The 16575-nt window shown below is 57.3% G+C and carries 4 protein-coding genes and 3 rRNA genes; all 7 read left to right on the top strand.

The genetic code is table 11. From position 1 onward, the window contains the following. Positions 1–29 precede the first annotated feature (29 nt). The 7 genes from E3Z29_RS06150 (at position 30) to recD (ending at position 16507) form a co-directional block, all read left to right on the top strand. Complete coding sequence (locus E3Z29_RS06150) at positions 30–1523, top strand: CoA-acylating methylmalonate-semialdehyde dehydrogenase (protein WP_041067919.1); 1494 nt, start codon at positions 30–32, stop codon at positions 1521–1523. A 631-nt stretch (positions 1524–2154) separates the two neighbouring features. Continuing rightward, positions 2155–3691, top strand: a 16S ribosomal RNA gene (locus tag E3Z29_RS06155). Positions 3692–3968: 277 nt separating this feature from the next. Then, positions 3969–6849 (top strand): 23S ribosomal RNA (locus E3Z29_RS06160). Positions 6850–7002: 153 nt separating this feature from the next. After that, positions 7003–7118 (top strand): 5S ribosomal RNA (gene rrf / locus E3Z29_RS06165). Together the 16S, 23S and 5S rRNA genes form the textbook arrangement of a ribosomal RNA operon. Before the next feature lie 154 nt (positions 7119–7272). After that, positions 7273–10725 carry an exodeoxyribonuclease V subunit gamma gene (gene recC, locus E3Z29_RS06170; RefSeq protein ID WP_134785382.1) on the top strand — a complete coding sequence of 1151 codons (3453 nt, stop codon included), beginning with the start codon at positions 7273–7275 and terminating at the stop codon, positions 10723–10725. Next, positions 10722–14411, top strand: coding sequence for an exodeoxyribonuclease V subunit beta (gene recB / locus E3Z29_RS06175; RefSeq protein WP_134785383.1), 3690 nt, complete (start codon positions 10722–10724; stop codon positions 14409–14411). The genes recC and recB overlap by 4 nt, the downstream gene beginning before the upstream one ends. Next, positions 14408–16507: an exodeoxyribonuclease V subunit alpha gene (gene recD / locus E3Z29_RS06180; protein ID WP_134785384.1), complete on the top strand. Its 2100-nt coding sequence runs from the start codon at positions 14408–14410 to the stop codon at positions 16505–16507. Before recB ends, recD begins: the two co-directional genes overlap by 4 nt. The last annotated feature ends 68 nt before the right edge of the window (positions 16508–16575 follow it).

Here is a 16575-nt window from a genome sequence, read left to right on the forward strand (position 1 = left end):
GTCTGTACACAAGAATTCAGGAGTTTTCGATGAGCGTTATCCCGCATTTGATCAATGGCGAACTGGTGACCGAGAACGGTCGCGCGGTTGATGTGTTCAACCCGTCCACCGGTCAGGCGATCCACAAGCTGCCGCTGGCCACCCGCGAAACCATTCAACACGCGATCGACGCCGCCAAGGCTGCATTCCCGGCATGGCGCAACACCCCGCCGGCGAAACGTGCCCAGGTGATGTTCCGCTTCAAGCAACTGCTGGAGCAGAACGAAGCGCGTATCTCGCAATTGATCAGCGAAGAACACGGCAAGACCCTCGAAGACGCCGCCGGTGAACTGAAGCGCGGTATCGAGAACGTCGAGTTCGCCTGCGCCGCCCCGGAAATCCTCAAGGGCGAATACAGCCGCAACGTCGGCCCTAACATTGACGCCTGGTCGGACTTCCAGCCACTGGGCGTGGTTGCCGGCATCACGCCATTCAACTTCCCGGCGATGGTCCCACTGTGGATGTACCCACTGGCGATCGTCTGCGGCAACTGCTTTATCCTCAAACCGTCCGAGCGTGACCCAAGCTCGACGCTGCTGATCGCCCAACTGCTGCTGGAAGCCGGTTTGCCGAAAGGCGTGCTGAGCGTGGTGCATGGCGACAAGACTGCAGTGGACGCGCTGATTGAAGCGCCGGAAGTCAAAGCGCTGAGCTTTGTTGGTTCGACGCCGATTGCCGAATACATCTATGCCGAAGGTACCAAGCGCGGCAAACGCGTTCAGGCACTGGGCGGCGCGAAGAACCATGCGGTGCTGATGCCGGATGCGGATCTGGACAACGCGGTCAGCGCGCTGATGGGCGCGGCCTATGGTTCTTGCGGTGAGCGCTGCATGGCGATTTCGGTCGCAGTATGTGTCGGCGATCAGGTAGCGGATGCGCTGGTGGCGAAACTGGTTCCACAGATCAAGGCGCTGAAAATCGGTGCCGGCACTTCGTGTGGTCTGGACATGGGGCCACTGGTGACCGGTCAGGCGCGGGACAAGGTCAGTGGTTATGTTGATGACGGTGTGGCAGCGGGCGCGACCTTGGTGGTCGATGGTCGCGGCTTGAGCATTCCAGGTAACGAAGAGGGCTTCTTCCTCGGCGGCTGCCTGTTCGACAACGTTACCCCTGAAATGCGCATCTATAAGGAAGAGATCTTCGGGCCGGTGTTGTGCGTGGTTCGCGTCAACAGCCTGGAAGAGGCGATGAAGCTGATCAACGATCACGAATACGGTAACGGCACCTGCATCTTTACCCGTGACGGTGAAGCGGCGCGTCTGTTCTGCGACGAGATCGAAGTCGGCATGGTCGGCGTCAACGTACCGCTGCCGGTTCCGGTGGCTTACCACAGCTTCGGCGGCTGGAAGCGCTCGCTGTTCGGCGACCTGCATGCCTATGGCCCGGATGGTGTGCGCTTCTATACCCGTCGCAAGGCCATCACCCAGCGCTGGCCGCAGCGTGCGAGCCATGAGGCTTCGCAGTTCGCTTTCCCTAGCTTGTAAGTAGCAGGGCATGACAAAGGCCGACCTCTAGAGGTCGGCCTTCGTGTTTTCGGGTTTTTTTGACCGATATGACAGAAATGTGAAAAAAGCGGTTGACGGCAGATTCTGGAGGTCTATAATTCGCCCCACTTCCGGCGCAGTCGAAACGGAAAACTCCTTGAGATTCAATGAGTTACGCAGTTTTCGACAGCGACTTGCTTCAGTTCATCGAAGCCTGGAAGGAGTTGAAAGAGCGGTGATGTTTGGCTCTTTTGACGGTTCGATCTTCTCGGTCGAAAGCGGAGAAAAAGAGGTGTTGACAGCAGCGTGTAACGCTGTAGAATTCGCCTCCCGCTAACGAGAGATCGGAAGCGCAAGTGGTTGAAGTTGTTGAAGAAATCTTCGAAAACTTCTGAAAATAATCACTTGACAGCAAATGAGGCTGCTGTAGAATGCGCGCCTCGGTTGAGACGAAAGGTCTTAATCAATCGCTCTTTTAACAACTGAATCAAGCAATTCGTGTGGGTGCTTGTGGAGTCAGACTGATAGTCAACAAGATTATCAGCATCACAAGTTACTCCGCGAGAAATCAAAGATGTAACCAACGATTGCTGAGCCAAGTTTAGGGTTTCTTAAAAACCCAAAGATGTTTGAACTGAAGAGTTTGATCATGGCTCAGATTGAACGCTGGCGGCAGGCCTAACACATGCAAGTCGAGCGGATGAAAGGAGCTTGCTCCTGGATTCAGCGGCGGACGGGTGAGTAATGCCTAGGAATCTGCCTGGTAGTGGGGGACAACGTTTCGAAAGGAACGCTAATACCGCATACGTCCTACGGGAGAAAGCAGGGGACCTTCGGGCCTTGCGCTATCAGATGAGCCTAGGTCGGATTAGCTAGTTGGTGAGGTAATGGCTCACCAAGGCGACGATCCGTAACTGGTCTGAGAGGATGATCAGTCACACTGGAACTGAGACACGGTCCAGACTCCTACGGGAGGCAGCAGTGGGGAATATTGGACAATGGGCGAAAGCCTGATCCAGCCATGCCGCGTGTGTGAAGAAGGTCTTCGGATTGTAAAGCACTTTAAGTTGGGAGGAAGGGTTGTAGATTAATACTCTGCAATTTTGACGTTACCGACAGAATAAGCACCGGCTAACTCTGTGCCAGCAGCCGCGGTAATACAGAGGGTGCAAGCGTTAATCGGAATTACTGGGCGTAAAGCGCGCGTAGGTGGTTTGTTAAGTTGGATGTGAAATCCCCGGGCTCAACCTGGGAACTGCATCCAAAACTGGCAAGCTAGAGTATGGTAGAGGGTGGTGGAATTTCCTGTGTAGCGGTGAAATGCGTAGATATAGGAAGGAACACCAGTGGCGAAGGCGACCACCTGGACTGATACTGACACTGAGGTGCGAAAGCGTGGGGAGCAAACAGGATTAGATACCCTGGTAGTCCACGCCGTAAACGATGTCAACTAGCCGTTGGGAGCCTTGAGCTCTTAGTGGCGCAGCTAACGCATTAAGTTGACCGCCTGGGGAGTACGGCCGCAAGGTTAAAACTCAAATGAATTGACGGGGGCCCGCACAAGCGGTGGAGCATGTGGTTTAATTCGAAGCAACGCGAAGAACCTTACCAGGCCTTGACATCCAATGAACTTTCCAGAGATGGATTGGTGCCTTCGGGAACATTGAGACAGGTGCTGCATGGCTGTCGTCAGCTCGTGTCGTGAGATGTTGGGTTAAGTCCCGTAACGAGCGCAACCCTTGTCCTTAGTTACCAGCACGTAATGGTGGGCACTCTAAGGAGACTGCCGGTGACAAACCGGAGGAAGGTGGGGATGACGTCAAGTCATCATGGCCCTTACGGCCTGGGCTACACACGTGCTACAATGGTCGGTACAGAGGGTTGCCAAGCCGCGAGGTGGAGCTAATCCCACAAAACCGATCGTAGTCCGGATCGCAGTCTGCAACTCGACTGCGTGAAGTCGGAATCGCTAGTAATCGCGAATCAGAATGTCGCGGTGAATACGTTCCCGGGCCTTGTACACACCGCCCGTCACACCATGGGAGTGGGTTGCACCAGAAGTAGCTAGTCTAACCTTCGGGAGGACGGTTACCACGGTGTGATTCATGACTGGGGTGAAGTCGTAACAAGGTAGCCGTAGGGGAACCTGCGGCTGGATCACCTCCTTAATCGACGACATCAGCTGCTCCATAAGTTCCCACACGAATTGCTTGATTCATGCGTTTGTAAAAGTGCAGAGCTAAATATTCGAATCGAATAATTAGCTCTGATCTTTTTCAGAATCGTTCTTTAAAAATTTGGGTATGTGATAGAAAGATAGACTGAACGTTACTTTCACTGGTAACGGATCAGGCTAAGGTAAAATTTGTGAGTGGCTCTTAAGAGTTTTGCGAATTTTCGGCGAATGTCGTCTTCACAGTATAACCAGATTGCTTGGGGTTATATGGTCAAGTGAAGAAGCGCATACGGTGGATGCCTTGGCAGTCAGAGGCGATGAAAGACGTGGTAGCCTGCGAAAAGCTTCGGGGAGTCGGCAAACAGACTTTGATCCGGAGATGTCTGAATGGGGGAACCCAGCCATCATAAGATGGTTATCTTGTACTGAATACATAGGTGCAAGAGGCGAACCAGGGGAACTGAAACATCTAAGTACCCTGAGGAAAAGAAATCAACCGAGATTCCCTTAGTAGTGGCGAGCGAACGGGGACTAGCCCTTAAGTGGCTTTGAGATTAGCGGAACGCTCTGGAAAGTGCGGCCATAGTGGGTGATAGCCCTGTACGCGAAAATCTTAGTCATGAAATCGAGTAGGACGGAGCACGAGAAACTTTGTCTGAATATGGGGGGACCATCCTCCAAGGCTAAATACTACTGACTGACCGATAGTGAACTAGTACCGTGAGGGAAAGGCGAAAAGAACCCGGAGAGGGGAGTGAAATAGATCCTGAAACCGTATGCGTACAAGCAGTGGGAGCCCACTTTGTTGGGTGACTGCGTACCTTTGTATAATGGGTCAGCGACTTATTTTCAGTGGCGAGCTTAACCGAATAGGGGAGGCGTAGCGAAAGCGAGTCTTAATAGGGCGTCTAGTCGCTGGGAATAGACCCGAAACCGGGCGATCTATCCATGGGCAGGTTGAAGGTTAGGTAACACTGACTGGAGGACCGAACCGACTACCGTTGAAAAGTTAGCGGATGACCTGTGGATCGGAGTGAAAGGCTAATCAAGCTCGGAGATAGTGGTTCTCCTCGAAAGCTATTTAGGTAGCGCCTCATGTATCACTGTAGGGGGTAGAGCACTGTTTCGGCTAGGGGGTCATCCCGACTTACCAAACCGATGCAAACTCCGAATACCTACAAGTGCCGAGCATGGGAGACACACGGCGGGTGCTAACGTCCGTCGTGAAAAGGGAAACAACCCAGACCGTCAGCTAAGGTCCCAAAGTTATGGTTAAGTGGGAAACGATGTGGGAAGGCTTAGACAGCTAGGAGGTTGGCTTAGAAGCAGCCACCCTTTAAAGAAAGCGTAATAGCTCACTAGTCGAGTCGGCCTGCGCGGAAGATGTAACGGGGCTCAAACCATACACCGAAGCTACGGGTATCACGCAAGTGATGCGGTAGAGGAGCGTTCTGTAAGCTGTGAAGGTGAGTTGAGAAGCTTGCTGGAGGTATCAGAAGTGCGAATGCTGACATGAGTAACGACAATGGGTGTGAAAAACACCCACGCCGAAAGACCAAGGTTTCCTGCGCAACGTTAATCGACGCAGGGTTAGTCGGTCCCTAAGGCGAGGCTGAAAAGCGTAGTCGATGGAAAACAGGTTAAATTCCTGTACTTCTGGTTATTGCGATGGAGGGACGGAGAAGGCTAGGCCAGCTTGGCGTTGGTTCCAAGTTTAAGGTGGTAGGCTGAGATCTTAGGTAAATCCGGGATCTTAAGGCCGAGAGCTGATGACGAGTTACCTTTTAGGTGACGAAGTGGTTGATGCCATGCTTCCAAGAAAAGCTTCTAAGCTTCAGATAACCAGGAACCGTACCCCAAACCGACACAGGTGGTTGGGTAGAGAATACCAAGGCGCTTGAGAGAACTCGGGTGAAGGAACTAGGCAAAATGGCACCGTAACTTCGGGAGAAGGTGCGCCGGTGAGGGTGAAGGACTTGCTCCGTAAGCTCATGCCGGTCGAAGATACCAGGCCGCTGCGACTGTTTATTAAAAACACAGCACTCTGCAAACACGAAAGTGGACGTATAGGGTGTGACGCCTGCCCGGTGCCGGAAGGTTAATTGATGGGGTTAGCTAACGCGAAGCTCTTGATCGAAGCCCCGGTAAACGGCGGCCGTAACTATAACGGTCCTAAGGTAGCGAAATTCCTTGTCGGGTAAGTTCCGACCTGCACGAATGGCGTAACGATGGCGGCGCTGTCTCCACCCGAGACTCAGTGAAATTGAAATCGCTGTGAAGATGCAGTGTATCCGCGGCTAGACGGAAAGACCCCGTGAACCTTTACTATAGCTTTGCACTGGACTTTGAATTTGCTTGTGTAGGATAGGTGGGAGGCTTTGAAGCGTGGACGCCAGTTCGCGTGGAGCCATCCTTGAAATACCACCCTGGCAACTTTGAGGTTCTAACTCAGGTCCGTTATCCGGATCGAGGACAGTGTATGGTGGGTAGTTTGACTGGGGCGGTCTCCTCCTAAAGAGTAACGGAGGAGTACGAAGGTGCGCTCAGACCGGTCGGAAATCGGTCGTAGAGTATAAAGGCAAAAGCGCGCTTGACTGCGAGACAGACACGTCGAGCAGGTACGAAAGTAGGTCTTAGTGATCCGGTGGTTCTGTATGGAAGGGCCATCGCTCAACGGATAAAAGGTACTGGGGATAACAGGCTGATACCGCCCAAGAGTTCATATCGACGGCGGTGTTTGGCACCTCGATGTCGGCTCATCACATCCTGGGGCTGAAGCCGGTCCCAAGGGTATGGCTGTTCGCCATTTAAAGTGGTACGCGAGCTGGGTTTAGAACGTCGTGAGACAGTTCGGTCCCTATCTGCCGTGGACGTTTGAGATTTGAGAGGGGCTGCTCCTAGTACGAGAGGACCGGAGTGGACGAACCTCTGGTGTTCCGGTTGTCACGCCAGTGGCATTGCCGGGTAGCTATGTTCGGGAAAGATAACCGCTGAAAGCATCTAAGCGGGAAACTTGCCTCAAGATGAGATCTCACTGGAACCTTGAGTTCCCTGAAGGGCCGTCGAAGACTACGACGTTGATAGGTTGGGTGTGTAAGCGCTGTGAGGCGTTGAGCTAACCAATACTAATTGCCCGTGAGGCTTGACCATATAACACCCAAGCAATCTGCATGCTCGAAAGAGACCAGATTGCGGTGTGTGAAGACGCAATGAACCGAAAGTTCGCGATGCTCACAAACACCTGTATCACATACCCGATTTGCTGAAGCGAGGCCAACCGGTCACGAGTCAGTACCCGAATTTCTTGACGACCATAGAGCGTTGGAACCACCTGATCCCATCCCGAACTCAGAAGTGAAACGATGCATCGCCGATGGTAGTGTGGGGTTTCCCCATGTGAGAGTAGGTCATCGTCAAGATTAAATTCCGAAACCCCAATTGCGAAAGCAGTTGGGGTTTTGTTTTGCCCGCAGGAAAGTTCCTACAGCATGCGGTAGGCCCTTCCGGCTGTCACAGCCTGCCGACAGTGCTAAGGTTCTGCCTTGGCTTTTGTACTTTTCCAAGGAAGCTTTTATGCCGGACGCCTCGTCCCTCAACGCTGCATTCATGGTGGTTCAGAGCAATAGCCTGGACGAGCTGCGCAGCCTGGTGGTCAGCATCATGCGGCGCTACCCATTGGCTCCCTTGGAGAACGAAATCGCTCTGGTCCAAAGCAACGGTATCGCCCAATGGCTCAAGCTGGCATTGGCAGAAGATCCTGAAGAGGACGATCTCGGTGGTTGCGGAATAGCCGCTGCCATCGATGTGCAGCTTCCAGGCAGTTTCATGTGGCAGCTCTACCGTATGGTGTTGGGCCGAGACGAAATCCCCGCCACATCCCTGCTCGACAAAGCTCCCCTGACCTGGCGGCTGATGCGCCTGTTGCCGCAAGTGATTGATCGCCCCCATTTCGAACCGCTACAACGCTTCCTCACCCATGACACCGACTTGCGCAAGCGCTACCAGTTGTCCGAGCGCCTGGCAGACCTGTTTGACCAATATCAGGTGTATCGGGCCGACTGGCTCGAAGATTGGGCCGAGGGCCGGCATCAGTTACGTAATGTTCGAGGCGAGATAAAGCCACTGCCTCCAGTCAGTTGCTGGCAGGCTGAACTGTGGCGTGCTCTTTTGGAAGATGTCGGTGAGCAAGGCATGGCCCAGAGCCGCGCCGGTGTTCATCAACGATTTATCGAGTGCATAAATTCCCTCGAACATGCACCAGCAGGACTACCCTCGCGGGTGATCGTGTTCGGTATATCCTCGTTGCCCGCCCAGGTGCTTGAAGCGTTGGCCGGACTCGCACGTTTCAGTCAGGTGCTGTTGTGTGTACACAACCCTTGCCGACACCACTGGGCCGATATCGTCGCCGACAAGGATCTGCTGCGTCATCAATACAAGCGTCAGAGCCGCAAGAACGGCATGCCGGTCGTACTCGATCCCGAAACGTTGCACCAACATGCTCATCCGCTGCTCGCCGCCTGGGGCAAGCAAGGCCGCGACTATATCAACCTGCTCGACAGTTACGATGACCCCAACAGCTATCGCGCGGCGTTTCGTGACGGGCGCATTGATCTGTTCAGCGAAAATCAGCCACATAACATGCTCAACCAACTTCAGGACGACATCCTCGAGTTGCGGCCACTCAATGAAACGCGTGAGCGCTGGCCTGCCGTTGACTTGACGCAGGATGGGTCGATCCGCTTCCACATAGCCCACAGTGCCCAGCGCGAAGTGGAAATCCTTCACGATCAGTTACTCGCACGCTTCAGCGCCAATCCAGATCTGCGCCCACGAGATGTAATTGTGATGGTGCCGGACATCGACAGCTATGCGCCGCATATCCGGGCGGTGTTCGGACAACTGGATCGACATGATCCACGCTTCATTCCATTTACCTTGGCCGACCAGGGCCAGCGGGGCCGCGATCCGTTGCTGATTGCTGTCGAGCACCTGCTGAAGCTGCCCGATAGTCGTTTCCCGGTGAGCGAGATCCTCGATCTGCTCGACGTCCCTGCGTTGCGCGCCCGATTTGGCGTACAAGAGCGTGATTTGCCTACTCTGCATCGCTGGATCGAAGGAGCAGGCGTGCGCTGGGGAATGAACGCCGGGCAACGTGCCGGCCTGGGCTTGCCGGATGAGCTTGAACAGAACAGCTGGCATTTCGGTTTGCGGCGGATGTTGTTGGGGTACGCAGTTGGCAGCTCCAGCGCCTGTGCCGGTATCGAACCCTACGATGAAATCGGTGGTCTGGATGCTGCGTTGATCGGTCCATTGGTTGCCCTGCTCGATGCATTGGAACTGGCCCATCACGAACTCACTCAAGTCGCTCAGCCCAAGGTGTGGGGCCAGCGCCTGCAAATCCTGATGCAGCTGTTTTTCAAGGCCAGTAACGAGCACGACGATTATCTGCTCACGCAACTTGAGGAGTTGCGCGAAACCTGGCTGCAGACCTGTGAATCCGTTGGATTGGTCGATGAATTGCCGCTGACGGTGGTTCGTGAAGCCTGGCTCGCGGGGCTGGATCAGGGGCGTCTGTCCCAGCGTTTTCTCGCCGGCGCAGTAAACTTTTGCACGCTGATGCCCATGCGGGCGATCCCGTTCAAGCTTGTCTGTTTGCTGGGGATGAACGATGGCGATTATCCCCGGGCGCAACCCCCGCTGGACTTCGACCTCATGGGCAGTGACTACCGGCCAGGGGACCGTTCCCGGCGTGAAGACGATCGCTATCTGTTGCTCGAGGCGCTCCTGTCTGCGCGCGATCAGCTCTACATCAGTTGGGTCGGACGCAGCATTCGCGACAACAGTGAACGGCCTGCTTCAGTGCTGATCGGGCAGTTGCGCGATCACCTCGCCAGTGGCTGGCGGTCGCTCGATGAGCATCAGGATCTGTTGACCTCCATGACCGAGGAGCACCCCCTGCAACCGTTCAGTTCGCGCTATTTCCATGAAGGCGATCAACTATTCAGTTATGCCCGTGAATGGCAGGTCTTGCACCAGGTGCATGCGCCACAACATGAGATGGAGCTACTCGCGCCCCATGTTCAGGAGGAGCCGCTGAGTCTGGCTCTGCTGCAGGATTTCTTGCGTAACCCGGTCCGGCACTTTTTCACGCAGCGCCTCAAAGTGTACTTCGAGGCCGCCGAGGCGCCCCTGGCTGACGAAGAACCGTTCGTGCTGGACGCATTGCAACGCTACACACTGAGCGACAGCCTGCTCGAAGCCGCACTCCGGCAGCCGGACAATATCAATCGGGCACTCGAAGATCAGGCGCGGCGTTTGCAAAACAGCGGATTGCTGCCCATGGCCGGCTTCGGCGAATGCCTGCAACGAGAGTTGATCGAGCCGTTACCTGACTTGCTGCAACGTTACCAACACCTTCTGGCGTTATGGCCGACACCATTGACCAGCGCGCTCCCGGTCAGTCTTGAGTTGCAGGGCGTGCGTGTTGAAGGCTGGCTCGCCGGTTTGCATCAACGCGCTGACGGTGGCGTGTTGTCGGTCACGACCATTCCCAACAGCATCGGCTCGATCAAAAGTCGAAAATGGCATCGGTTGATCAAGCCGTGGGTCAATCACCTGGTGGCCTGCGCCAGCGGACTTATCCTGACCACGGCACTGGTGGCGAGTGACGATACGCTGCTGCTTGAGCCGACGGAGAAGGACCGAGCGGTTCGTTTTCTGGGTGATCTGCTGCTCGCCTGGCAGGCCGGCATGCGCCAGCCGCTGCCGATCGCGGTCAAGACGGCCTTCGCCTGGCTTGCGCAGACTGATCCGCTCAAGGCTGAGGCGGCTGCCAGAAAAGCCTACGAAGGCGACGGCCAGACCAGTGACGGTGAGCGCCGTGAAAGCCCTGCGCTGTCACGCCAATTCGCTGACTTTGACGCATTGAGTGCCGACGAAACATTCTCCGGTTGGTGCGACGCGTTGTATCGCCCCCTGTTGGAAGCGCCATGGCGCTCGTTGGCCAGCGAAGGGGCACGCGCATGAGTACCAAAACACCGCTGGCTCTGGCCTTCCCGCTGCACGGCAGTCAACTCATCGAAGCCAGTGCGGGTACCGGCAAGACCTTTACCATTTCTGCTCTCTATCTGCGGCTGATCCTTGGCCACGGCGGCGAATCGAGCGGCTTCGGCCGTGAATTGCTGCCCCCGCAGATTCTTGTGGTGACCTTCACCGATGCCGCCACCAAGGAGCTGCGTGAAAGAATCCGTACGCGGCTGGCCGAGGCTGCGCGGTTTTTCCGTGAAGAAACCCCGGCGCCGGATGGCTTGATTGCCGAGCTGCGCGAGCAGTTTGACCCGGCACAATGGCCCGGTTGCGCCAATCGCCTGGACATCGCCGCGCAATGGATGGATGAAGCGGCCGTCTCCACCATCCACAGTTGGTGCCAGCGCATGCTGCGCGAACACGCGTTCGACAGCGGCAGCCTGTTTACCCAGTCCCTGGAAACCGATCACAGCGATCTGCTCGGTGAAGTACTGCGCGATTACTGGCGACTGTTCTGTTACCCGATGCAGGGCGACGCGCTGAACTGGGTTCGCGCTAACTGGGGTGGGCCGGCAGCGTTGTTGCCACGAGTGCGCGGCCTGTTTGGCAGTGAGCGCGACAGTGATGACGGCAAGGTCCCCGCAGAGCTGATCGACGAGTGTCTGCAAGAACGGCGTGCCGCGTTGCTCGAGCTGAAGATGCCGTGGCGTCAGTGGGCCGATGAGCTGCTGGTGATCTGTCACGAAGGCGTTGCGAGCAAAGCCGTCGACGGACGCAAGATGCAGGCGCGCTACTTCGAGCCCTGGTTCGAGAAACTCAAGGCGTGGGCCGAAGACGAGGCTATGGAACAACTGGACATCGGCACCGGTTTCACCCGATTGACCCCTGACGGAATGGCCGAAGCCTGGAAGGGCCAGGCACCGAGTCATCCGGGTCTCGACGCGATGCCGGGGCTCAAGTCGAGCCTCGACGCGCTTCCCACCCCCGATGCCGCCGTATTGCAACATGCGGCGAGATGGGTGGGCGCGCGTTTTGAGGAAGAGAAGCGTCGTCGTGCGGAAATGGGGTTCGACGACATGCTGTTGCGCCTCGATGCGGCGTTGCAATCCGACAGCGGCGAGCGCCTTGCTGCGGTGATCCGCGAGCAGTTTCCGGTTGCTCTGATCGATGAGTTTCAGGACACCGACCCGGTGCAATACCGGATTTTCGAGAGCATCTACCGCATCGAGGATAACAGTCCGGATACCGGTCTGTTCCTGATCGGTGACCCCAAGCAGGCGATCTACGCGTTCCGTGGCGCCGATATCTACACCTACCTGCGTGCGCGTCAGGCCACTGCCGGCCGCCTGCATACGCTGGGCACCAACTTCCGCTCCAGCCATGGCATGGTCAACGCGGTCAATCACGTATTCGAACGCGCCGAGTCCCGCGAGCAGGGACGCGGCGCGTTTTTGTTTCGGGAAAAAACCGGGGAAAACCCGGTGCCGTTCCAGCCTGTTGAGTCTCAGGGGCGCAAAGAGCGGCTGCAGATTGCCGGGCACGATGTCGCGGCACTGAATGTCTGGCACCTGTCGACGGAGCAGCCGCTGTCAGGCGCGGTCTATCGCCAGCAGTTGGCGGCGGCCTGTGCCAGCGAAATCACCGCGTTGCTCAATGGCGGGCAAGCCGGTGCGGCGGGATTTGTCCGCGACGGAGAAGACTTCAGAGGCTTGCGACCCTCTGACATTGCGATTCTGGTACGCGACGGCAAAGAGGCCCAAGCCGTACGCGCAGAACTCGCGGCCCGTGGCGTGCGCAGCGTTTACCTGTCGGACAAGGACTCGGTGTTCGCCGCCCAGGAAGCGCATGACCTGCTCTCCTGGCTCAAGGCCTGCGCGGAGCCGGATGTCGAGCGCTCTCTGAAGGCTGCGCTGGCTTGCATCACCCTCAATCTGCCGTTGGCTGAACTGGAACGTTTGAATCAGGACGAGTTGGTCTGGGAAGCCCGGGTCATGCAGTTTCGTGGCTATCGCGAACTGTGGCGCAAGCAAGGTGTGCTGCCTATGTTGCGACGCCTGCTGCACGACTTTCACCTGCCGCAGACCCTGATCGCACGCAGTGATGGCGAGCGGGTACTGACCAACCTTTTGCACTTGTCGGAACTGATGCAGCAGGCTGCCGCTGAGCTTGATGGCGAGCAAGCGCTGATTCGTCATCTGGCCGAGCTTCTGGCGTTGTCCGGTCAGGCCGGCGAAGAGCAGATATTGCGTCTGGAGAGTGACGAGCAACTGGTCAAGGTCGTGACCATTCACAAGTCCAAAGGGCTTGAGTATCCACTGGTGTTCCTGCCGTTCATCTGCTCGGCAAAACCGGTGGATGGCAGTCGCTTGCCGCTGCATTACCACGATGCCTCCGGCAAAGCCCAGGTGACACTGAAGCCGACCGCCGAATTGATCGCCCTGGCGGATGACGAGCGTCTGGCCGAGGACCTGCGTCTGCTCTACGTCGCCCTGACTCGCGCGCAACATGCCTGCTGGCTGGGTGTCACGGACCTCAAACGCGCTAATAACAACGGTTCGGTGCTTCATCTTTCGGCGCTTGGCTATCTGCTGGGTGGCGGCGCAAGGCTGGATGAGTCAACCGGTCTGAGCCGCTGGCTGCAGGATTTGCAGCAGAACTGCACGGCCATCAGTTTGGGGGAGTTGCCTCAAGCCACTCAGGAGATCTACCGGCCCGAGCGTAACGAAGCGATCCTCAGCGCTACATTGGTGCCCAAGCGCAAGGCCAGCGAAAACTGGTGGATTGCCTCCTACAGTGCTTTGCGCATCAGTGACGTATTGAGCGTGGGCAGCGATGAGGCGCCGGACAGTCCACAAGCGCAAAAGCTGTTTGATGATGAGCGTCTCGACCCGGAAGCGCCACGCGAGATCGTGGCCGGTGGCGCCGATATTCATCGTTTTCCCCGCGGTCCGAATCCGGGAACCTTTCTTCATGGTCTGCTCGAATGGGCCGGAGACGAAGGTTTTGCCGTTCCTTTTGAAACGCTCAAGGATGCGATTGGCCGGCGCTGCAACCTGCGTGGTTGGGAGGGGTGGATCACCACCCTGAGTGACTGGCTGCAACACTTGCTCAAGTCGTCGCTGCCAGCAGGTGGCGGACAGCCTCCGGTGGTTCTCGAGCAACTGAAACAGTACCGCGTCGAGATGGAGTTCTGGTTCGCCAGCCACAAGGTCGATGTTCTCAAACTCGATGAGTGGGTGCGCCAGTACACCCACAACGGTGTGGCACGAGTAGCCGCCGAGCCAGTACAGCTCAACGGCATGTTCAAAGGCTTCATCGACCTGACCTTCGAACATGAAGGGCGCTACTACGTGGCCGACTACAAATCCAACTGGCTGGGTGTCGACGATGCGGCCTATACCGAGCAAGCCATGGAGCGCTCGATTCTCGACAACCGTTATGACCTGCAATACGTGTTGTATCTGCTGGCGTTGCATCGACAACTGAAGGCGCGGTTGCCTGACTACGATTACGATCGGCATGTCGGTGGTGCGTTGTATGTGTTTCTGCGCGGGACCCGGGCAGACAGTCGCGGGGTGTATTTTGCGCGGCCGCCGCGCGAACTGATCGAGCGCCTGGATCGTCTTTTCCAGGGTAAGCCGGAACCCAAGGCCGAACCCGCATGGGAACAGGGAGTCCTGCTATGAGCCGTACCTTCGCCGATCTGTCATCGGCTATCGACAACCCGTCGAGCCTGGCGCCACTGACCAGTGCCTCGGATCTGCTGATCTTGCTTGGTCGCTGGGTCGAGCGAGGCTGGCTTCGTTCGCTGGACAAGGCCTTTATCAGTTTTCTGTACGACCTCGCACCCCAGTCCGATCCACTGGTGTTGCTCGCTGCCGCACTGACCAGCCATCAACTGGGTCACGGACATGTCTGCCTCGACCTGTTCGAAACCCTCAAGGCCCCGGATTTCGCCCTGTCTTTACCTCCTGAAGGCGATGAGCAAAGTGATGTCTTGCTCCTGCCGTCGCAGCTGCTTGAAACGCTGGATGGCGCCCATTGGTGCAAGGTGCTGGCGAGCAGCGCTCTGGTTGCACTGGCTGCGGACAATAGCGAAGCGGCGCATCAGCGACCGTTGGTGCTGTCCGGCAAGCGTCTGTACCTGCGGCGCTACTGGGCCTATGAGCGGCGTATCGATGCGGCGTTACGCACACGTCTGGCCCAAGGCGAAACGCCGCCGGATGACTTGCCCCAGCGTCTCGATGAATTGTTCGGCCCCGCCAGGCCCGGAGCAGTGATCGACTGGCAGAAACTCGCCTGCGCGCTTGCCACTCGGGGAGCCTTCAGCATCATCACGGGCGGCCCGGGAACTGGCAAAACCACCACGGTGGTGCGTCTGCTCGCGCTGCTTCAGGCGCCGGCGGTGGAAGCCGGTCAGCCGTTGCGCATTCGTCTGGCGGCGCCCACGGGCAAGGCTGCTGCGAGGTTGACCGAGTCCATCAGCCAGCAAGTGCAGTCGCTGCAAGTCACCGAAGACGTGCGCGAGAAGATCCCCTGCGACGTGACCACTGTCCATCGTTTGTTGGGCAGCCGGCCCGGCACCCGACACTTCCGCCACCATGCCGGCAACCGCTTGCCGCTGGACGTGCTGGTGGTCGATGAAGCTTCCATGATCGACCTGGAAATGATGGCTAACCTGCTCGATGCGTTGCCGGCGCATGCGCGTCTGGTGTTGCTCGGTGACAAGGATCAACTCGCCTCCGTAGAGGCCGGGGCGGTGCTCGGCGATCTGTGCCGCGATGCCGAGGCAGGCTGGTACAACCCGCAGACCCGGCGGTGGCTGGAGTCGGTCAGTGGTGAGTCATTACAGGACAGTGGCCTGCACGAGGACCACGACGGCTCGCATCCTTTGGCTCAGCAACTGGTGATGCTGCGCCATTCCCGACGCTTCGGTGAAGGCAGCGGCATCGGTCAGCTGGCGCGGCGGGTCAATCAGCAGTTGCCGGAGGAGGCGCGCCAGTTGCTGGCGGCCGGTCACTATGATGACGTGTTTTCCCTGCCGCTCAAGGGCGAACACGATCACACGTTCGAGCGGCTGCTGCTCGACGGTCATGGGGAAGGTCCAAAGGGTTATCGCCACTATCTGAATATCCTGCGCCAACAACGCCCGCCAGCGGAAAGACCGCTGGAGCATCCGGACTGGATCAACTGGGCGCGGGAAGTGCTGCAGGCGTTCGACACCTTCCAGTTGTTGTGTGCTGTGCGCAAGGGGCCTTGGGGCGTTGAAGGGTTGAATCTGCGGATCACCGAAACGCTGGTCAAGGCACGCCTGATCGAGCATGACCAGCAATGGTACGAAGGCCGGCCGGTGCTGATGACGCGCAACGATTACGGTCTGGGTCTGATGAACGGCGATATTGGCATTGCCCTCAAGTTGCCCGAGCGCGAAGGCCCGGACGCCGGCAAACCGGTGCTGCGCGTGGCCTTTCCGCGTAACGACGGGCAGGGCGGTGTGCGTTTCGTGCTGCCGAGCCGGCTCAACGATGTGGAAACGGTGTACGCGATGACGGTGCACAAATCCCAGGGCTCCGAGTTCGCCCACACCGCGCTGATCCTGCCGGATGCCTTGAATCCGGTGTTGACCAAGGAATTGATCTATACCGGTATTACCCGGGCCAAACACTGGTTCACTTTGATCGAACCCCGGGCTGGCGTGTTTGAAGAGGCGGTGCAGCGCAAGGTCAAGCGCCTGAGCGGATTGATGCTGGAACTGGAGGAAGGTGGCGAGGTTCGGGAATGAAATAGCCTGATGTTCGGTGCCGATTACTGACCAACTGGTCAGCAGCTGCTGTCTCGCTGGTGTTACTC

Origin of the sequence: Pseudomonas sp. S150 (assembly GCF_004526365.1) — a bacterium.
Lineage (GTDB): Bacteria > Pseudomonadota > Gammaproteobacteria > Pseudomonadales > Pseudomonadaceae > Aquipseudomonas > Aquipseudomonas putida_A.

What these genes read in the sequence shown, in the direction of transcription:
- E3Z29_RS06150 (WP_041067919.1), top strand. Translation starts at nt 30, where the DNA reads ATGAGCGTTATCCCGCATTTGATCAATGGCGAACTGGTGACCGAGAAC.
- recC (WP_134785382.1), top strand. Translation starts at nt 7,273, where the DNA reads ATGCCGGACGCCTCGTCCCTCAACGCTGCATTCATGGTGGTTCAGAGC.
- recB (WP_134785383.1), top strand. Translation starts at nt 10,722, where the DNA reads ATGAGTACCAAAACACCGCTGGCTCTGGCCTTCCCGCTGCACGGCAGT.
- recD (WP_134785384.1), top strand. Translation starts at nt 14,408, where the DNA reads ATGAGCCGTACCTTCGCCGATCTGTCATCGGCTATCGACAACCCGTCG.